Raw genomic sequence first — 19,594 nt, forward strand, 5'->3', positions numbered from 1 at the left:
GCACACAGCAAGGGGCGGAACACCCCGGCAACCGGGCAGGTGGTCGCGCGTGAGTTCACTCCTGCTGCTGACCAATGCACTCCAGCCGTCGACGGAGGTGCTCCCGGCGCTCGGCCTGTTGCTGCACAGCGTGCGGGTGGCCCCCGCCGAGGGCCCGGCACTCATCGACACCCCCGGGGCCGACGTCATACTGATCGACGGCCGCCGCGACCTGCCCCACGTACGGTCCCTGTGCCAGCTGCTGCGGTCCACCGGACCCGGCTGTCCGCTGGTGCTGGTCGTCACCGAGGGCGGGCTGGCCGCCGTCACCGCCGACTGGGGCGTGGACGACGTCCTGCTGGACACGGCGGGCCCGGCCGAGGTCGAGGCGCGGCTGCGGCTGGCCATGGGCCGCCAGCAGATCACCACCGACGACGGTCCGATGGAGATCCGCAGCGGCGATCTCTCGGTCGACGAGGCGACCTACAGCGCGAAGCTCAAGGGCCGGGTCCTGGACCTGACTTTCAAGGAGTTCGAGCTGCTGAAGTATCTGGCGCAGCACCCGGGCCGGGTCTTCACCCGCGCCCAGCTCCTCCAGGAGGTGTGGGGCTACGACTACTTCGGCGGCACGCGGACGGTCGACGTCCACGTCCGGCGGCTGCGCGCCAAGCTCGGCCCCGAGCACGAGTCGCTGATCGGCACGGTCCGCAACGTCGGCTACCGCTTCGTGGTGCCGGAGAAGCCGGAGCGGTCGGGAGACGGCAAGAACAAGGGCACGGGCGACGCCGCGAAGACGGAGCCCTCGGAAACGCCGCAGCGGGACGGCCGCGGCGCACCGGACGGTGACGGCTCCGGGAGGGCGGTCACCGCGGGCGCGGACTCCCCTGATGCGCGGCCTGCCCGCCGGTAGCACCACCCGCGTAGACTGCCGCGCGTGGCCAAGGTGACGCGGGATGATGTGGCAAGACTGGCGGGTACGTCCACCGCCGTTGTCAGTTACGTCATCAACAACGGACCACGGCCGGTTGCCCCGGCCACGCGCGAGCGGGTACTCGCCGCCATCAAGGAGCTCGGCTACCGGCCGGACCGGGTGGCGCAGGCGATGGCGTCCCGCCGTACCGACCTCATAGGGCTGATCGTGCCGGACACCCGGCAGCCGTTCTTCGCGGAGATGGCGCACGCCGTCGAACAGGCCGCCGCCGAGCGCGGAAAGATGGTCCTGGTCGGCAACGCCAACTACCTCGACGAGCGCGAGGTGCACTATCTGCGGGCCTTCCTCGGGATGCGGGTGTCCGGGCTGATCCTGATCAGCCAGGGCCCCAGCGAGCATGCGGCCGCCGAGATCGACGCCTGGGACGCCCGGGTGGTGCTGCTGCACCGCCGGCCGGACGCCATCGACGATGTCGCGGTGATGACGGACGACGTCTGGGGTGCGCAGCTGGCGACCCGGCATCTGCTGGAGCACGGCCATCCCTACGTCGCCTTCCTCGGCGGTACGGAGGAGACCCCCAAGTCCGGCGACCCGGTCACCGACCACGTCGAAGGCTGGCGGCGGGCCATGCAGGAGTCCGGGAAGTCCGCGGAGGGCCGCTACTTCCAGGCCCCGTACAACCGCTACGACGCCTACCAGGTCGCGCTGAAGCTGCTGGCCGGGCCTAAGCGGCCGCCGGCCATCATGTGCGCCACCGACGACCAGGCGATCGGCGTGCTGCGGGCCGCCCGCGAGCTGCGCATCGATGTGCCCGGTGAGCTGGCGGTCGCGGGCTTCGACGACGTGAAGGAAGCCGCGCTGACCGATCCGCCGCTGACCACGGTCGCCTCGGACCGCGAGGCGATGGCGCGGGCAGCGGTCGATCTGGTGCTGGACGACGGGTTGCGGGTGGTCGGCTCCCGGCGGGAGCGGCTGCGGCAGTTCCCGTCGCGGCTGGTGGTCCGGCGGTCCTGCGGCTGCGGCGGCTGAGGCCGCGGGGCGGGACCTGAACCCGGCGTCTTTATATCGGGCATACCCACTTCTGTAGGGTTCCTTAGGACGCTCTCAGCCGGTTCTCATGTACCTGGCACAGAGTTTTCGACATGACCGAGAGCTACCGCCGAAGCGGCGATGAGATGCCCCAGGACCGGCCGTCCGCGGACGGCAACGACTACGCCTCCGCGGACCGCAACGCCTACGCCTCCGCGTACGGGTACGGCAGCCAGTACACCCAGAGCGCCCATGACGGCGTCCCGGGCGGTGCCGGGCAGGAGGTGCCATCGCCACCTCCGTACGCCCCCTCGTCGCGGCGCCGGCCCCGCCGGCCGGTGGCGCTGATCGCGGCGGTGGCGCTCATCTCCGGCCTCATCGGCGGCGGCAGCGCGGCGCTGATCTCCGACGCCACCAACCGGGCGACGCAGAACACCTCCTCCACCCCGCTGGTCAATGCGGGCGACAAGCCCAGCGGCGGCGGGGTCTCCGCGGTGGCCAAGGCGGTGAGCCCGGCGATCGTGGAGATCAAGGCCCGGACCGCGGGCGGGGAGTCCACCGGCTCGGGCGTGGTCGTCACCAGCAGCGGCGAGATCGTCACCAACAACCACGTGGTGGCCGGTGCGCGCACGGTGACCGTCACCTTCAGCGACGGCAGCCGCAAGACAGCCAAGGTCGTCGGCACCGACCCCGACAAGGACCTGGCGATGGTCAAGATCAGCGGCGCCAAGAACCTGACCGCGGCCCAGCTCGGCGACTCCGACAAGATCGCGGTCGGCGACCAGGTGGTGGCGATCGGCTCGCCCGAGGGGCTGACCGGCTCGGTGACCAGCGGAATCGTCTCGGCGCTCAACCGGGACGTGACCGTCCCCAAGGAGGAGAGCCAGGGGCAGCAGGGCAACGGGGGCGGCGACGGCGGCTGGCCGTTCGAGTTCGGCGGCCGGCAGTTCAACGGCGACACCGGCTCCTCGAAGACCTCGTACAAGGCGATACAGACCGACGCCTCGCTCAACCCGGGCAACTCCGGCGGCGCCCTGATCAATATGCAGGGCCAGATCATCGGCATCAACTCCGCGATGTACGCACCGAGTTCGGCGTCGGACGGCTCGTCGGGCAGTTCGGCGGGCAGCATCGGCCTGGGCTTCGCCATCCCGATCAACACCGTCAAGGCCGACCTCGACTCGCTGCGCGGCGGTGGCAGCGGAGGCAGCAACAGCGGCGTCTGACCTCGCACTCTCCCCCGGCTACCGCCGGCCGGTGCCCCGGCCGGGCCGCCACCCGGCACGAGACCCCTCACTTCACCCCGCTAGATTCCCGTCGTCGTGCAAGGCTGAAGAGCAGCCGTTCCTGATCCCACCCGAGGTAGCCGCACCCATGAGCCCCGCCGAGCACGGTGACCACCCCGCCCGCATCCTGATCGTCGACGACGAGCCCGCGGTCCGGGAGGCCCTGCAGCGCTCACTGGTCTTCGAGGGGTACGTGACCGAGCAGGCGGTCGACGGCCTGGACGCGGTCGAGAAGGTCGCGTCCGGCGACCCCGAACTGATCGTGCTGGACGTCCTGATGCCCCGGATGGACGGGCTGACCGCCGCCCGCCGGCTGCGGGCGAGCGGGGTCACCGTGCCGATCCTGATGCTGACCGCCCGTGACACGGTCGGCGACCGGGTCACCGGGCTGGACGCCGGCGCCGACGACTACCTCGTCAAGCCCTTCGAGCTGGACGAGCTGCTGGCCCGGATCCGCGCCCTGCTGCGCCGCAGCGGGTACGCGGCCGGCGGGGGCGCCTCCGAGGAGGGTGAGACGCTGAGCTTCGCCGATCTGCGGATGGACCTGGCGACCCGCGAGGTGACCCGGGGCGGCCGGCCGGTCGAGCTGACCCGTACCGAATTCACCCTGCTGGAGATGTTCCTCGCCCATCCGCGGCAGGTGCTGACCCGGGAGCAGATCCTCAAGGCCGTATGGGGCTTCGACTTCGAACCCACCTCCAACTCCCTCGACGTGTACGTGATGTATCTGCGCCGCAAGACGGAAGCGGCCGGCGAGCCGCGGCTGGTGCACACCGTCCGCGGAGTCGGCTACGTCCTGCGGGCGGACGGCGGCGCGGAATGAGCCAGGGCACCGGCGCACACGCGGCGGGCGGCGCGGGCCCGAGAGTGAGCAGGCTCGGCGCACGCTTCGCGCGGCTGCCGCTGCGCTCGCGGCTGACCCTGCTCACCGCGGCCGCGGTGGCGGTGGCGGTGGCGTTCTCCGCGCTGGCCTGCTGGTTGCTCACCCGCGCCCAGCTGCGCGACGAGGTGGACAACACGCTGCAGAACACCCTCGTGACGACCGGCTACCTCCAGCTGACCTACGCCAACTGCCAGTCCACCGAGCCGCCGGAGAGCAAGAACGCCCCGCCGTCGGACTACAACATCCAGATCGTGCAGGTCGACGGCTCGCGGTGCGTCGGACCCAACTCGCAGCCGGTGAAGGTGCAGCGCGCGGACGTCGGGGTGGCGCAGGGTGTGCAGCAGGACACCCTGCACGACGCCGTCAGCACGAGCGGAGCGGACGTCCGGGTGCTGACCAAGCACATCGGTGTCCAGGGCGAGCAGTTCGCGGTGTCCATCTCGCGCCCGCTGACCGAGGTCAACAGGTCGCTGGACCGCCTCGCGCTGCTGCTGGCGGCCGTCGCGGGGCTGGGCGTCGTCGGCGCGGGCACGGCCGGACTGGGCATCGCCCGCTCCGGCCTCAAGCCCGTGGACCGGCTGACCGACGCCGTCGAGCACGTCGCCCGCACCGAGGACCTGGCCATCCGGATCCCGGCCGACGGCGAGGACGAGATCGCCCGGCTCTCGCGCTCCTTCAACTCCATGACCGCGGCGCTGGCCGCGTCCCGCGATCTCCAGCAGCAGCTGATCGCGGACGCGGGCCATGAGCTGCGTACGCCGCTGACCTCCCTGCGGACCAATATCGATCTGCTGGTGCGCAGCGAGCAGTCCGGCCGGCCGATCCCGGCCGCCGACAAGGAGGCCCTGCTGGCCTCGGTCAAGGCACAGATGGGGGAGCTGGCGGCGCTGATCGGCGATCTGCAGGAGCTGTCCCGGCCTCCCGCGCCGGGGCAGAGCGCCATCGCGGTCGTCGCGCTGCACGACGTCGTCGGCGCGGCGCTGGAGCGGGCCCGGCTGCGCGGCCCGACGCTGACCTTCGCGGCGGACCTGCACCCCTGGTACGTACGGGCCGAGCCGGCCGCGCTGGAGAGGGCGGTGGTCAATCTGCTCGACAACGCGGTGAAGTTCAGCCCGCCCGGCGGCACCGTCGAGGTCCGGCTGGCCTCCGGGGAGCTGACCGTTCGCGATCACGGCCCCGGCATTCCGCAGGACGAACTGCCGCACGTCTTCGAGCGGTTCTGGCGCTCCCCGTCCGCCCGCAGCCTGCCGGGCAGTGGTCTGGGGCTGTCGATCGTGGCGCGGACGGCAGAGCAGGCGGGCGGCGCGGTACGGCTGCGGTCCGCGGATGTCGGCGGCACCGAGGCGGTGCTGACGCTCCCGGGCGCCGCGACACCGCCGCCGGGCGCGCCGGGCCCGTAACAGACCCGGGAGCCGCCTCCCACCGGCGGTCCCGGGCCCGTCGGGCTACTTCTTCGTCTGCTTCTTCGCGTCCCCGAACGGCAGATCCGACCCCGCGATGTCGGCGCGGATGCCGTCCCGCTCGACGGAGATGTGCTGGAGCCGGACGTTCCCGGGCGTCTTGGGGAGCTGGAAGGACAGCGACAGCTTGTCGGCGAGCTGCGGCTTGGTCAGGCCGGTGAGCGTGCCGAGGATCTTCGGGTCGATGCCGACCTTCTGCAGCAGCCAGGGGTGGTCCGCGACCACATCGACCAGATTGACCTTCATCAGCTGCTGGATGAAGCGCGGCGAGCCGGTCAGCTCGTGCAGCTTCTCCTCGCTGCGCAGCGCGTCCTGGATGTAGGCCTTGGGGATGCCGATCCGGTCGGCGATCGCCGGGATGCTCAGCATCTGCTTGACCTTGGCGGCCTGCCGGCTGAGCTCGGCGGCGGTCTTACGGGTCAGCCGCAGGCCCTCATCCTTGCCGGTGCCGGGGCGGTAGACGGCGATGTCGCCGATGTCCAGGCGCATCCGGCTGATGTCGGTGGAGATGCCGCGGTCGCCGGACCGGTGGATGCGTGCCTCGGCCCGGACGCGCAAGTCATGGCCGGCGACCGGAAGTTGGCCGACCGCGCGGACCGCGTTGGGTCCCATCTCGCTGAACTTGACCTGCGAGGCGCCCAGTTCGCGGTTCATGTCGTCGAACGCGAGCAGCACGCTGCCGTGCATCGTGCCGATCGTGGCGCCCTTGATGGAGCTGGGCAGATCGCCGTCCAGCTCCACGTCGTTCGCGGTGGCCTCGAACTTGGCCAGCGAAACCCGGTCGGCGGCCAGGTCGGGAATGGTCACCTTGACCTGGTCGACGCGCTTGTCCGCGAGCTGGGTCAGGAACGGGAAGCCCTTGATGTCGACTTCCGGAGTGGCGTTCAGATGCAGCGAGTCCTTCAGCTTCTTCGCGGCCGCATTCTGCGCGTACAGCACGGCGAACCGGTCCCCCAGCGCCAGGAACGAGGTGCCGACCAGGACGGCGACCAGCAGCTTCAGGGTGATCCCCATGGCCGCGAAGCGGCCGATGCCACGCTTCCTGCGGCTCTTGCGGCGGTGGTTCGGCGGCTTCCATGCCTGGTCCACCTCGTCGTCCGAGCGCAGCCCCAGGCCCAGCGGGTCGTCGCTGTCGTCGCGCTCGTTGAGGTAGGTGCGGCGCCGCGGCACCCCGTCGGCATCGAACGAGAATTCCGACTCGGGTTCCGGCTCCGGGTCGGCGAGGGCTGCCAGGTCCGCATACGGGTTGGCCGGGGTGATCGGGGTGAGCTTTCTGGTCTCGCCGGCAGGGTCGTCCTGGGTGCCCGTCGAAAAGGACTCAGCGCGGTGCGGCGCGGCGGGCGAGGGCGAGGGTATGCGTGTGGGGGTGCGCATCCGTACATCCCACCATGAGTGGGCCCCTCGAACGCAAGTTGCCCCGGTAGTACGTCTGGTATGCGCGGGTTGTCGCCTCGGCCTTGAGTAAAAATTGCCTTGCGTGTGGGGCGAACTGAACTAGCGTCACACGTCTTGGTGACCTGAGCGACGGGCGCCACCGTGTCCGAGGCCGTCGACCGATACCGGCCCTGCCCGCCCATCCGGCCTGAACGAGCCCGTACGAGCCGCGCCTTCGTCGCTTCTCGGTACGCCATGACTGTCGGCCATTCCGCACGCAGAGCATTGCCCCTTGCCCAACGCCCCTTGCTCCGTACGCCGTTGCGCCCTGGCCCCCACACTCACTCGGCGACCCACCAAGCCATCATCGACCCGACAACCGGAAGACGGACGCCATCCCATGAACTCTCCTGATCCCATGAACTCTCCTCAGCCCATGAACGCTCCTGACCGCGCCCCCCTGATCGTGGTGACCGGAGCAACCGGCAACATCGGCCGCTGTCTTGTCGACCGGCTGCTCGCGGACGGCGCCGCCGTACGCGCGCTGACCCGCGATCCGGCCCGCGCCGCCCTGCCGGCCGGCGCCGAGACGGTCCGCGCCGATCTCACCGGCGCGCAGGACCTCGCACCGCTGCTGGCCGGCGCCGATGCGCTGTTCCTCAATCTGGCGGCCGGCGGCGGCCGGGCAGTGACCGCGCTGGTCGACGCCGCCGTCGCGGCCGGTGTCCGCCGGATCGTCCTCAACTCCTCGATGGCGGTGACCGATACGGCTGCCGACGACTCGAACCACATCGCCCGCATGCACGCCGACGTGGAGCGCACGGTGCGCGACTCCGGCCTGGAGTGGACCTTCGTCCGCGGCAGCAACTACTCCACCAACACCCTCGCCTGGGCGCCGTCGATCCGTGCGTCCGGTGTCGTGCGCGAGGCACACCCCGGTGCCCAGGGCTCGCCCGTACACGAGGCCGACCTCGCCGATGTCGCCGCCGTGGCCCTGCTGGACCGCAGCGGCGCGCATCTGGGCCAGGCGTACCGCGTCACCGGCCCGGAGGTGCTGACCGTGGCGCAGCAGGTCGCCGAGATCGGACGGGCGACCGGGCGGCCCACGCAGGTCGAGCAGATCTCCGAGGAGGCGGCGGCCGAGGCGATGGCCGGGCCGCATCTGCCGCTGGAGGCCGCGCGGGAACTGGTCCGGCTGTTCGGCACGATGGTCCACGCGCCGTCGTTCCCCGTCTCCGACGCCGTCGAACGGGTCACCGGCCGCCCGGGCCGTACGTACGCCGAGTGGGCCCGGGACCACGCGGCCGACTTCTCCTAGAAGAGGGGTGCCCCGCCCCCGGCCGGCCAACTTCCCCTTCGGTCCTGCTTCTTGAGTGGGCGGGCGGACGCGGGTGGCGGGGCCGTCGCGGGCGGGGCGGCGGCGCCTCAGAACCGCCGGGCCGACTCCTGCGCGTGAGCCATGCGCCGCAGGCTCAGCAGCACCGGTTCGTACAGCACCGTCAGCGCGACGGCCGCCTCGATCTGCCCGGACGGGGTCGGCTGCTCCTCGACCATGTCCAGGTCGGTGACCGCCAGTTGCGCCGCCAGCTGGCCGTACGGCAGCAATTGCTCGGTGTCGCAGGGGTAGCCGAGCCGCACCAGTGCGGCGACCGAGTCGATGAGCCGCCTGCAGGCGGGGTTGAGCATGTCCAGGCCGGGACCGTAGGACCAGCCAAGCCGCTCCAGTAGCGCCTCCACCGAGCGGCGGGCGGTCTGCACCGCCGGGTCGTCCTCGGCCGGCTCCTCGGGGCAGGGCAGCGCCTGGGTCGCCGCGCCCAGCCGCATGTGGTGGTCCAGCGACTCGTCTTCCGCGGCAGCGATCACCCCGCGCGCGGCGGCCACCGAAACCCCGCCGATCTGGATCAGCGCCCGCACCAGGCGCAGCCGCCGCAGGTGGTCCTCCCCGTACTCTGCCTGGGTGGCGGAGACCCGGCGCCCGGGCTGGAGCAGCCCTTCGCGCAGGTAGTACTTGATCGTGGCGGTGGACACGCCACTGCGCTCGCTCAGCTCCGCCAGCCGCATGCTCTTACACCTTCCCCTTGGATAGTGGTACTACTCAAGCATGGACAGCATCGCTATCCAAGAGTCCTGACTGCGATGCCGCGATGCCGCGATGCCGCGATGCCGCGATGCCGCGATGCCGCGCATGCGCAAGGAGCTCTCGCGGGACGGTGACAGCGGGCTGCTGTGCACCCGGGGCTGGGCGGCGGTCCCCGCATGTGGCCGAATGCTCGTCCGCACGGAAGGCCCACCGACGAAGGCGTCCCCGCCCCGGCACATGGCTGGAGGGGACGCGCTGTGCGAGGCAGTCGAGTCGGCGCCCGACGTCGTCGAGAGGTGCCGATCGGCTGCCGGGACTACTTCTCCACCGTGATCCGGTCCGCCTTGGGCGGGGTGAGCGGGTCCGACGCCGACGAGTGGGCCGTCAGGTAGGCGGTCAAGGCGTCCAGGTCGGACTGACCGACGTACTTGTTCTTGGCGTCCTTGAGGACGGGGAAGCCGTCGCCGCCGCCGGCCAGGAATTCGTTCAGTGCGACGCGGTAGGTCTTGGCCGGGTCCAGGGCGGTGCCGTTCAGCTTCACCGAGTCCTTGACGATGCGGTCGGCGCCCGACTGCTTCATGTCCAGGGTGTAGGTCAGGCCCTTGGAGACCTGGAGGATCTTGGGGGAGGCCGCGTTCGGGCCGCTGACCTGCTGCTGGAGTGCGGTCAGGAGCTGGGCGCCGGTGAGGTCGACGACGTTCATCATGTTGGTGAAGGGCTGGACGGTGAACGCCTCGCCGTAGGTGACCACCCCGTCGCCCTCCGAGCCGGACGACTTGAAGGCGAGGTCGGAGCGGATGCCGCCGGGGTTCATCAGGGCGAGCTGGGCGCCGCCCTTGTCGGCCGCCTTGGTGGCCTCCAGCTGGGCGTCGGAGATGACGTCGCCGAGCGGTGACTCGGGAGCCTCGGCGCCGCGGCCCGCGATGTCGGCGGAGATATGGCCGACGGGACGGTTCGCGACCGGCGCGGCCAGCTTGTTCCAGCGGGCGATCAGCGACGTCAGGTCCGCGGCCTTGGGCTGGGTGCGGTTGACGACGTGGTTGACCGCGCCGGGCGCCTTGACCTTGGTCCGCACGATGTCACGGGTGCGGCGGTCGTAGGTCAGCGTGGTGTCGGTGTAGAGCTTGCCGTAGGACGCGGCGGAGGTGACGGTGCGCGGCCGGCCGGAGGGGTCCGGGATGGTGCAGGCGTAGGCCTGGTGGGTGTGGCCGGTGACCAGCGCGTCGACCTTCGGGGTGACGTGCTTGGCGATGTCGGTGATCGGTCCGGAAATACCGTCGCCGGGCCCGGGACTGTCGCAGTTGTAGTTGTACGAGCTGGAGGCGGGCAGGCCGCCCTCGTGGATGAGGGCGACGATCGCCTTCACGCCCTGCCGGTCGAGGATCTTGGCGTACTTGTCGATCGTCTCGACCTCGTCGTGGAACTTCAGGCCCTTGACGCCGTTGGCGCTGACGACGTTCGGGGTGCCCTCCAGCGTCACGCCGATGAAGCCGATCTTGACGCCCTTGTGCTGCCAGACGCTGTACGGCTTGAGCAGCGTCTTACCGCTCTTCTCGTCCGTGACGTTGGCGGTGAGGTACGGGAAGTCGGCGCCCCGGAACTTCCGGCCCTTCATGTAGCAGCCGTCCTTCGGGTGGCAGCCGCCGTTCTGCAGGCGCGTCAGTTCCGCCCGGCCCTCGTCGAATTCGTGGTTGCCGACGGAGGTGACGTCGAGGCCCAGCTTGTTCATCGCCTCGATGGTCGGCTCGTCGTGGAACAGCCCCGACAGCAGCGGGCTGGCCCCGACCAGGTCGCCGGCCGCCGCGGTGACCGAGTAGGGGTGTCCCTTACGGGCCGTGCGCAGCGACTGGGCGAGGTACTCGACACCGCCCGCCGCGACGCTCTTCTTGCTGCCGTCCGGCTGGAGCTCCTCGACGTTGCCGGAGGAGCCCTGCGGCGGTTCGAGGTTGCCGTGGAAGTCGTTGAAGGAGAGCAGCTGCACATCGACGGTGCGGCCGGCGTGGGCGCGGTGGCCGGTGTCTGCGCCGGCCGGCTGGGCGGCGGCGGTCACCGTGGCGGCCGTGGCCAGTACGGCCACGCCGATCGTCAATCTGCTGATGGTGCGGCGCCGTTGTGGTCTCGCTGGCATGTGTTCCCCTCCTGGATGGTCCTGAGCGGACGGCAGCTTATTGTCGACGCGCGTAGCGCAACAGAGGGAAACGGTGACGAGCTGGTGGGCGGTCAGGGGCCGGGAGCGCGGGTGCTACCCCGCACCGCACCCGGCCGGGTCGTACCCTTCACGCATGACTGACGCTGCACAGGAGATGGGCCGGGTCGGCCGCAGGATCCAGGTGGTCGACGAGATCGCGCCGGAGACGGCCGCGGCCGTGGTCGATCTGATCGAGCGGGCCGCGCGGACGGACGGGCAGCCCGCCGTGTCCGAGCAGGGCCGGCTGCAGCTGCGCGGGGGCCGGCGCCCCGGCGTGCGCCATGTACTGGTGTACGCGCCCGGGGCCGAGGCCGAGGAGCTGGTCGCGTACGGGCAGCTGGAGGACACCGACCCGGTGGAGGCGCCGGCCGCCGAGCTGGTGGTGCACCCCGGGCACCGCGGCCGCGGGCACGGCCGGGCGCTGGGCGGCGAGCTGCTGGAGCAGTCCGGGCGCCGGCTGCGGGTCTGGGCCCACGGCGGGCACCCGGCCGCCCGGCACCTCGCCCAGACCCTGGGGCTGACGATGTTCCGCGAGCTGCGGCAGATGCGGCGCCCGCTGACGGATCTGGAGCTGCCGGAGCCGGTGTTCCCCGAGGGGGTGTCCGTACGGACCTTCCAGCCGGGCACCGATGACGCGGCCTGGCTGGAGGTGAACGCGGAGGCCTTTGCGCACCACCCCGAGCAGGGCGCGCTGACCCAGCGCGATCTGGACGACCGCAAGGCCGAGGCGTGGTTCGACCCCAAGGGGTTCTTCCTGGCGGAGAAGGAAGGCCGGCTGGTCGGCTTCCACTGGACCAAGGTGCATGCCGACGAGGGCCTCGGTGAGGTCTATGTGCTCGGGGTGCGGCCGGGCGCCCAGGGTGGTGGCCTGGGCAAGGCGCTGACCTCGATCGGACTGCGACATCTGGCCGCCGAGGGGCTGCCGACGGCGATGCTCTACGTGGACGCGGACAACGCCGCGGCGGTGAGCGTGTACGAGCGGATGGGGTTCGCCACCCATGAGACGGATCTGATGTACCGCTCGGAGACCTGAGATCTGAGACCTGAGCGTCGGGCCCGCGTGGGGCGGGCGGCGGACGAGCGTACGGCGGGGCGGGCCCAGGGCGGTCCGCCCCGCTCCTCATTGCCGGGGTGCGGGGTGCTGCTGCGCCCGCCACTCGCGCGCCAGCATCGCGTAGATGACCTCGTCGGCCCACTCCCCGTCGAGGAACTCGTTCTCCCGCAGATGGCCCTCGCGGCGCATCCCCAGCCGCTCCAGGAGCCGGGCCGAGGCGGTGTTGCGGCCGTCCAGCTCCGCCTGGATGCGGTGGAGTTGCAGCTCCTCGAAGCCGAGCCGCAGCAGCGCCCGGCTCGCCTCGGTGGCGTAGCCGTGCCCCGCGTGGTCGGGGTGGAAGACATAGCCGATCCCGCCCTGGCGGTGCTCTCGGCTGTTCCAGACGAAGGTGACGTCGCCGACCAGGGTGCCGCTGTCGCGGACGACGACCGCGAGCTGGAGCAGGTCGCCGGACTCGCGCAGCGTCGTGCGGGTGGTCTTGGCGGTGACGGAGGCCCGGGAGCCGGCCTCGTCGAAGGGGCCCCAGTAGAGGTAGCGGCAGACCTCGGGGCGGCGTTGGTAGGCGTGGATCGCGGCGAAGTCGTCCTGGGTGACGGGGCGCAGGTCCAGCCGTTCGGTGCGTATCGGGTAGTCGGGGGTGTACGGCAGCGGCGTCGTCTGGGACGCGGGAGGCAGGGGCACGCGGGCAGCGTACGCAGTGGAGGTTGACAGGTGCAGCCCACTTCCCTCACCCTTTCACTACTTAATTAGTGGAATGCATCAGAGGGGGGACGGCGATGCGGCCGACGGCCAGGGGCGAGGTGGACGGCCGGGCCTCGGGGCGCACCGCCATCGAGGCGATCGGCCTCGGCAAGCGCTACCGCCGCCGCTGGGCGCTGCGCGACTGCACCTTCCGGCTGCCGGCCGGCCGTATCTGCGCCCTGGTCGGACCGAACGGCGCCGGCAAGAGCACCCTGCTCTCGCTCGCGTCCGGACTGACCCGCCCCAGCGAGGGGTCGGTACGGGTGTACGGCAAAGCCCCCGGCACCGCCGCGGGCCGCCCCGTCCTCGCCCATCTCGCCCAGGACAAGCCGCTCTACCCCGCCCTGACGGTCGCCGAGACGCTGCGGCTGGGCCGCGCACTCAACCCCGGCCGCTGGAGCGGGCGGTGCGCCGAGCGGATCGTCCGCGACGGCCGCATTCCCCTTGACGCCCGGGTCGCCACCCTCTCCGGCGGCCGGCGCACCCGCCTCGCGCTCGCCCTCGCCTTCGCCAAGCGCCCCGAACTCCTGCTGCTCGACGAGCCGTTGGCCGATCTCGACCCGCTCGTACGGCACCGGATCGCCGCCCTGCTGCTGGCCGAGGCGGCCGCGCACGGCACCACCGTCGTCCTGTCGTCGGATCTGCTCGCCGAGCTGGACGGGGTCTGTGACTACCTGCTGGTGCTGGGCGGCGGCCGGGTACGGCTCGCGGGCGAGGTCGATGACGTCATCGGGGCGCACGCCCTGGTGATGGGGTCGCACCGGGGCGCGGGGCTGCCGCCGGAGGTCGCCGCGCACCCGGTCGTCGAGGCGCAGCTGTCCGGGCGGCGCTTCACCGCGGTCGTACGGCGCAACGGCGCGGTCGCCGCCGGGCCCTGGGAGACCGCGGAACCGTCCCTGGAGGAACTTCTGCTCGCCTATCTCCGCGCGCCCGATGCACCCGAGCTGATCGCACCGAGCGCGGAACCGGTCTCGGCGCCGCTGCGCCGCCGGCCCGGCAACAAGCCCGGCATCCCCGGCATGCCGCGCAACGGACCGTCCCGCAACGGACCGCCCCGACCGGGGGCACTGCCGGACGGCCGGGCGGACCCGCCGCGCGGCGCGGAGGGCACACGGCACGACCACCACAGCGGCAAGGGAGCGGCGGCATGACCAGCACGGCACACCTCGGGGCGAGCGGGAGCGGGCGCACCGCGGACATACCGAAGCGCTCCCGCACGACGGGCGGCCGCGGACCACTGGGCGGCCTCGTCTGGCTGGTGTGGCGCCAGCACCGGCTGGTCCTCGGGGTACTGCTCACCGCGGCGGTCGGCGGCACGGTCTGGTGCGCGGTGCTGCGCGGCCGGATGGCCGGGTTCATCGACGCCCACCACATCGCCGGCTGTTCGCAGATCTCCCTCGTCGCGCGCTGCTCGGACACCCAGGACGCGGTCACCGCCTTCCGCGAGGCCTATGGCTCGTCCCTGAGCCTCGCCGAATCGGGCCTGGTGCTGCTGCCCGCGCTGATCGGCCTGTTCCTCGGCGCCCCGCTGATCGCCCGTGAGCTGGAGGCCGGCACCCACCAGCTCGTGCTGACCCAGTCGGTCGGCCCGGTGCGCTGGCTGGCGGCGAAGGTCGCGCTGCCCGCCGCGCTCGTGCTCGCCGCCACCACGCTGCTGTCGGCGGCCTTCGCCTGGCTCTGGCAGGTCGGCGGCGACGAGGTGTCCGGCTCCTACTGGTACTCGACCCTCGGCTTCAACTCGCTCGGCCCGGTGCCCGTCGCCTACGCCCTGCTCGGCCTGGCGATCGGCCTGCTGGCCGGTCTGCTGCTGCGCCGCACGGTGGTGTCGATGGGCGTCACGCTGACCGTCATGGTCCTGGTCCAGTACGCGTTCACGCAGCTCAGGCCGTATCTGATGCCGATCGTCACGACCGAGTTCGGGCCCCGTCAGCCCACTCAGCTGCCGGACGACGCCTGGCAGGTGGGCCAGGGGTACTACACCGCCTCCGGCGCCCATGTGCCCGACGTGCCGTGCCGCCCCGACCAGGACTTCGCCGGCTGCCTGCGCCGGGAGCACGTGGTCGGCCAGTACATGGACCAGCACCCGGTCACGCACCACTGGCCGCTGGCGTGGATCGAGGCTGGGATCGTGGTGGCGCTGGCGGTGGTGCTGACCGTGATCGCCTTCCGGGTGGTGCGGCGGCGGTACGGGTGAGGGGGCGCTGCGATTTCCCCACTCGCCCCCTCACGCATTTCCCTCTCCGGCACATTCCGCCCGGCGTTCCTTTCCCCCGGGAGAAATTCCGGACGCGGGACGACGACGGAGCAGCCCGGCGCCCAAATGCCGGAAGGCGAGGACCTGTTCACCGCGCGTCGTGCAGAACGGGCGGCGGGGGAGCGGTCACCCGTAAGGCATCCCGCGCCCCGCAAGCCGGGTTTCCGGCCTCCCGCCAAGCCTTCCCGCCCGCACCGGAGAATGCGCGCAGCCCAAAAAGGTGGGATACCCCATGCGCAATAACCGGGGAAATCGAGATACCCGCACCCCATTCTCGTACACCGCCCCTTGATCAAAAAGGGCGGGCGATTTCCCGTCTATAATCGGGCGTGTGACAACGCCTGCGCCGGGGCAGACACGAAAGGCGCGCGGCACCGCAGAGCCCGGCGCCGGGGTCCGGACTCCGGGCGCCGCCGCCCCGCACACACCGACCGGGCCCCGGCCGACGGCACCGGAACGGACGTCCGCACACAGAGTCACGGGCGCACACGCACACCCCCGGCGGCCCTTGGCCGGCACCCCCGGAATACCCCGGGGAGTAGCACCCCGCTTGCCTGGCCGTAATATCCGCGTTACCAGCGATTCAATGTCGCTTGCGAGCATCACTGAATGCAGCCCGCTGTGCCGAACGTCCCGACTCCCAGGCTCCATGTCGCGCCGCCACTCCTTCCTGACGCGCCTGGAACCCCGGGGACGCGGAAGAATAAGGACATGAACCAGCAGCCCGGCGCTCAGGCACAGGTCCAGCCAGAGACGTCGACCACCAAGCCCCCCAAGGCCGCGGCCCCCGCGGCCCAGCCGTCCGTGGGCTCCATCGCCGCGCACCGCCCGCAGGCGGTCCGCGGGACGGTGCCCGGGCTGGAGCCCGACCTCGACGCCGATCCCGATGCGTACGAGGACCGCGGTGTGGTGGGCGTGGACGGCGAGGAACTGCCCGGCGACCGGTTCCTGGACCGCGAGCGCAGCTGGCTGGCCTTCAACGAGCGGGTGCTGGAGCTGGCCGAAGATCCGGCCACCCCCCTCCTCGAACGGGCCAACTTCCTGGCGATTTTCGCCAGCAACCTGGACGAGTTCTTCATGGTCCGGGTCGCCGGACTCAAGCGACGGATAGCCACCGGCGTCGCCACCCGCTCCGCGTCCGGACTCCAGCCCCGTGAGGTGCTGGATCTGATCTGGACCCGCTCGCGCGAACTCATGGCCCGGCATGCCGCCTGCTTCCAGCAGGACATCGCCCCCGAGCTCGCCGCGCAGGGCATCCATCTGATCCGCTGGCCCGATCTGAGCGAGAAGGAGCAGGCCCGCCTGTTCACCCTCTTCCGCCAGCAGATCTTCCCGGTGCTCACCCCGCTGGCCGTGGACCCCGCGCACCCCTTCCCGTACATCTCCGGCCTCTCGCTGAATCTCGCCGTCGTCGTACGCAACCCGGTCAGCGGCCACGACCACTTCGCGCGGGTCAAGGTGCCGCCGCTGCTCTCCCGCTTCCTGGAGGCCTCCCCGCAGCGCTACGTCCCCATCGAGGACGTCATCGCCGCTCACCTGGAGGAGCTGTTCCCGGGGATGGAGGTGCGCGCCCACCACATGTTCCGGGTCACCCGCAACGAAGACCTGGAGGTCGAGGAGGACGACGCGGAGAACCTCCTCCAGGCCCTGGAGAAGGAGCTGATGCGGCGGCGCTTCGGCCCGCCGGTCCGCCTGGAGGTCGAGGAGTCCATCGACCCGGCCGTGCTCGATCTGCTCGTCCAGGAGCTGAAGATCTCCGACGCCGAGGTCTACCCGCTGCCCGGCCCGCTGGACCTCACCGGGCTCTTCGGGATCGGCGCGCTGGACCGGCCCGAGCTGAAGTACCCCAAGTTCGTGGCCGGCACCCACCGCGACCTCGCCGAGGTGGAGTCGGCCTCCGCCCCGGACATCTTCGCCGCCCTGCGCGCCCGCGACGTCCTCCTGCACCACCCCTACGACTCCTTCTCCACCTCCGTGCAGGCGTTCCTGGAGCAGGCCGCGGCCGACCCGGACGTCCTCGCGATCAAGCAGACGCTCTACCGCACCTCCGGCGACTCCCCGATCGTCGACGCCCTGATAGACGCCGCGGAATCCGGCAAGCAGGTCCTCGTCCTGGTCGAGATCAAGGCCCGCTTCGACGAACAGGCCAACATCAAGTGGGCGCGGAAGCTGGAGGAGTCCGGCTGCCACGTCGTCTACGGCCTGGTCGGCCTCAAGACGCACTGCAAGCTCTCCCTCGTCGTCCGCCAGGAAGGCGAGATGCTGCGCCGCTATTCCCATGTGGGGACCGGCAATTACCACCCCAAGACGGCCCGGCTCTACGAGGATCTGGGGCTGCTGACCGCCGACCCACAGGTCGGCGCCGACCTCTCGGATCTGTTCAACCGGCTCTCCGGCTACTCCCGCCGGGAGACCTACCGCCGCCTCCTGGTCGCGCCCAAGTCCCTGCGGGACGGCCTGATACAGCGCATCACCAAGGAGATCGACCAGCAGCGCGCGGGCCGGGCGGCCTACGTCCGCATCAAGGTCAACTCGATGGTCGACGAGGCCGTCATCGATGCGCTCTACCGCGCCTCGCAGGCCGGCGTGCCGGTCGACATCCTGGTACGCGGCATCTGCGCGCTGCGCCCGGGAGTCCCCGGCCTGAGCGAGAACATCCGCGTCCGCAGCATCCTCGGCCGCTTCCTGGAACACTCCCGGATCTTCGCCTTCGGCAACGGCGGGGAACCCGAAGTGTGGCTGGGCAGCGCCGACATGATGCACCGTAATCTCGACCGGCGGATCGAAGCACTGGTGCGGGTCGCCGACCCGGCACACCGCGCCGCACTCAACCGGCTGCTGGAGACCGGGACGTCGGACTCCACGTCCTCCTGGCACCTGGGCCCGGACGGCGACTGGACCCGGCACGCGGCGGACGCGGACGGCGCGCCGCTGCGCAACATACAGGAAATGCTCATTGACGCCCGGAGGCGCCGGCGTGGCCCAGCGACATGACCAGCAGACCGGAGGGCCGGCGGGTCTTATCGGCATCGGATACGAGCGCGGTGGGGTGCCCGGAGCCCGCTCCGCAGTGGTGGACGGACCCTACGCGGAAGACGGCAGCCCCCATGGCACCTCGCACGGACCGCTGATGACCTACACCTCCGGGGAGGACGGCACCCGCGCCGGGCCCGACCTCGGCACCGGTCTCACCGCCCGCACGGCCGAGGAGGTCCTCGCCGGCTATCTGCACCAGCAGGCCGCGGACTTCCTGCGCAGCCTGCGGCTGCACCGCGAGAGCGGTTCGGACGCGGAGGGCGCCGGCGACGCGGCCCGCCAGCTGCGCCGCGCCGCCCGCCGGATCAGCGCCACCCTGCACACCTTCCGGCCGCTGACCGAGGAGGAGTGGGCCGACCAGCTCCGCTCCGAACTCGGCTGGCTGTCCGGCACGCTGGCCCGCGAACAGGCCTGCGCGGCCCGCCGCGACCGGCTGATGGCCGCCTTGCAACGGCTGACGGGCCGGGGGGAACGGCCCGAGCGGCCAGACCGCGGCAGCCTGGATGACCGAGGCGACCAGGCGAAACGCGAGAAGCGGGACAGCCGGGGAAACCGGCGGGACCGCCCGGCACCGAGCCGCTCCACCACGGCGGCCGCCTCCCAGCCCGCCGCCTCCTCCGCTGCCGCCACCGAGACCGACCCCGACGGCGCACTCGCGGCCGGTGCCGCGCGCGCCGGCGCACTGCTCGACCGCCAGCTCACCCTCGCCCGCACCCGCGCCCACTCCGCCGCCCTCCAGGCCCTGGGCTCCGCCCGCTTCCACGCCGTCGCCGACTCCGTGGCGGTGCTCGCCTCCGAGGCCCCGCTGGCCGGTAAGAACGCCGAACTGCCCGCCGCCGAGGCGCTGCCGCCGCTCGCCGACCAGGCGTACCGGCGGCTGGTGGAGGCGGTGGCCGCGCTGCCGCTGTCCCGCGCCGGCTACCCGTACAACGCCGCCGCGCTCGCCGCCGACCAGCGCCAGGACGCGCCCTGGCACCAGGTCCGGTTGCTGGTGCGGCTGAGCCGTTACGCCCGGGAGGTCCTCGCGCTGGAGGACACCGATCACCGGCTGGCGGAAGCGGGCCGGGCGCTGGAGTGGCACCGCGACGCGGCGGAGGCCGCCGCCGCAGCCGCCGCCGCGGCCCGTACTCCCCGCATCGCCCCGGCCACCGCCTACGCCCTCGGCGTGCTGCACGCCGACCAGCGGCACGAGGTGGAGGCGGCCCGCTTCGCCTTCGGCCGGGTGTGGCTGCCGCGCGCGGGGGCAGGAACGCACGACCTCCCCGGAGGGATGCCATGACCGGCCGGAAGGGGCTGAGG

The 19,594-nt window shown here is 71.9% G+C and carries 14 protein-coding genes and 1 pseudogene; 11 read left to right on the forward strand and 4 right to left on the reverse strand.

Annotated elements, in window-relative coordinates; translation table 11 throughout:
- Positions 1 to 49 precede the first annotated feature (49 nt).
- The 5 genes from BKA18_RS21275 to BKA18_RS21295 all read left to right on the forward strand — a co-directional run bounded on the left by BKA18_RS21275 (position 50) and on the right by BKA18_RS21295 (position 5,508).
- Positions 50 to 889 (forward strand): response regulator transcription factor, encoded by an 840-nt coding sequence (locus BKA18_RS21275; RefSeq protein ID WP_366047585.1) that lies wholly within the window; start codon positions 50 to 52, stop codon positions 887 to 889.
- Positions 890 to 913: 24 nt separating this feature from the next.
- A complete protein-coding gene (locus BKA18_RS21280; RefSeq protein WP_366047586.1) occupies positions 914 to 1,939 on the forward strand; it encodes a LacI family DNA-binding transcriptional regulator in 1,026 nt (341 codons plus the stop codon).
- Positions 1,940 to 2,052: 113 nt separating this feature from the next.
- Positions 2,053 to 3,165: a S1C family serine protease gene (locus BKA18_RS21285; RefSeq protein WP_366047587.1), complete on the forward strand. Its 1,113-nt coding sequence runs from the start codon at positions 2,053 to 2,055 to the stop codon at positions 3,163 to 3,165.
- A 148-nt stretch (positions 3,166 to 3,313) separates the two neighbouring features.
- On the forward strand, positions 3,314 to 4,048 hold the full coding sequence (locus BKA18_RS21290) for a response regulator transcription factor (RefSeq protein ID WP_366047588.1): 735 nt from the start codon (positions 3,314 to 3,316) through the stop codon (positions 4,046 to 4,048).
- A complete protein-coding gene (locus BKA18_RS21295) occupies positions 4,045 to 5,508 on the forward strand; it encodes a HAMP domain-containing sensor histidine kinase (RefSeq protein ID WP_366047589.1) in 1,464 nt (487 codons plus the stop codon). Before BKA18_RS21290 ends, BKA18_RS21295 begins: the two co-directional genes overlap by 4 nt.
- A gap of 45 nt (positions 5,509 to 5,553) precedes the next feature.
- On the opposite strand, the gene BKA18_RS21300 is transcribed toward BKA18_RS21295, so the two are convergent.
- On the reverse strand, positions 5,554 to 6,942 hold the full coding sequence (locus BKA18_RS21300) for an LmeA family phospholipid-binding protein (protein ID WP_366047590.1): 1,389 nt from the start codon (positions 6,940 to 6,942) through the stop codon (positions 5,554 to 5,556).
- Positions 6,943 to 7,378: 436 nt separating this feature from the next.
- Here BKA18_RS21300 and BKA18_RS21305 point away from each other — a divergent pair, with 436 nt between their 5' ends.
- Complete coding sequence (locus tag BKA18_RS21305) at positions 7,379 to 8,260, forward strand: SDR family oxidoreductase (protein ID WP_366047591.1); 882 nt, start codon at positions 7,379 to 7,381, stop codon at positions 8,258 to 8,260.
- Between the two features lie 107 nt (positions 8,261 to 8,367).
- On the opposite strand, the gene BKA18_RS21310 is transcribed toward BKA18_RS21305, so the two are convergent.
- A complete protein-coding gene (locus tag BKA18_RS21310) occupies positions 8,368 to 9,003 on the reverse strand; it encodes a MerR family transcriptional regulator (RefSeq protein ID WP_366047592.1) in 636 nt (211 codons plus the stop codon).
- A gap of 335 nt (positions 9,004 to 9,338) precedes the next feature.
- Positions 9,339 to 11,150, reverse strand: coding sequence for a bifunctional metallophosphatase/5'-nucleotidase (locus BKA18_RS21315; protein ID WP_366047593.1), 1,812 nt, complete (start codon positions 11,148 to 11,150; stop codon positions 9,339 to 9,341).
- A gap of 175 nt (positions 11,151 to 11,325) precedes the next feature.
- On the opposite strand from BKA18_RS21315, the gene mshD reads away from it, so the two are divergent.
- The gene (mshD, locus tag BKA18_RS21320) at positions 11,326 to 12,243 is read left to right on the forward strand and encodes a mycothiol synthase (protein ID WP_429638758.1); all 918 of its coding nucleotides are present in this window, start codon (positions 11,326 to 11,328) and stop codon (positions 12,241 to 12,243) included.
- Positions 12,244 to 12,330: 87 nt separating this feature from the next.
- Here the strand turns inward: mshD and BKA18_RS21325 are convergent, their stop codons facing one another.
- Positions 12,331 to 12,945, reverse strand: coding sequence for a GNAT family N-acetyltransferase (locus BKA18_RS21325; RefSeq protein ID WP_366047595.1), 615 nt, complete (start codon positions 12,943 to 12,945; stop codon positions 12,331 to 12,333).
- Positions 12,946 to 13,040: 95 nt separating this feature from the next.
- On the opposite strand from BKA18_RS21325, the pseudogene BKA18_RS21330 reads away from it, so the two are divergent.
- The 4 genes and pseudogenes from BKA18_RS21330 to BKA18_RS21345 all read left to right on the forward strand — a co-directional run.
- Positions 13,041 to 13,565, forward strand: a pseudogene (locus tag BKA18_RS21330) (ATP-binding cassette domain-containing protein); the annotation flags it as partial.
- A gap of 587 nt (positions 13,566 to 14,152) precedes the next feature.
- Positions 14,153 to 15,199 carry an ABC transporter permease gene (locus BKA18_RS21335; protein ID WP_366047597.1) on the forward strand — a complete coding sequence of 349 codons (1,047 nt, stop codon included), beginning with the start codon at positions 14,153 to 14,155 and terminating at the stop codon, positions 15,197 to 15,199.
- Positions 15,200 to 15,970: 771 nt separating this feature from the next.
- On the forward strand, positions 15,971 to 18,253 hold the full coding sequence (locus BKA18_RS21340) for an RNA degradosome polyphosphate kinase (RefSeq protein WP_366047598.1): 2,283 nt from the start codon (positions 15,971 to 15,973) through the stop codon (positions 18,251 to 18,253).
- Positions 18,216 to 19,574 (forward strand): CHAD domain-containing protein, encoded by a 1,359-nt coding sequence (locus tag BKA18_RS21345; protein ID WP_366047599.1) that lies wholly within the window; start codon positions 18,216 to 18,218, stop codon positions 19,572 to 19,574. The genes BKA18_RS21340 and BKA18_RS21345 overlap by 38 nt, the downstream gene beginning before the upstream one ends.
- Positions 19,575 to 19,594: the final 20 nt, after the last annotated feature.

It is taken from the genome of Streptomyces auratus, from assembly GCF_050433025.1.
Lineage (GTDB): Bacteria > Actinomycetota > Actinomycetes > Streptomycetales > Streptomycetaceae > Streptomyces > Streptomyces sioyaensis.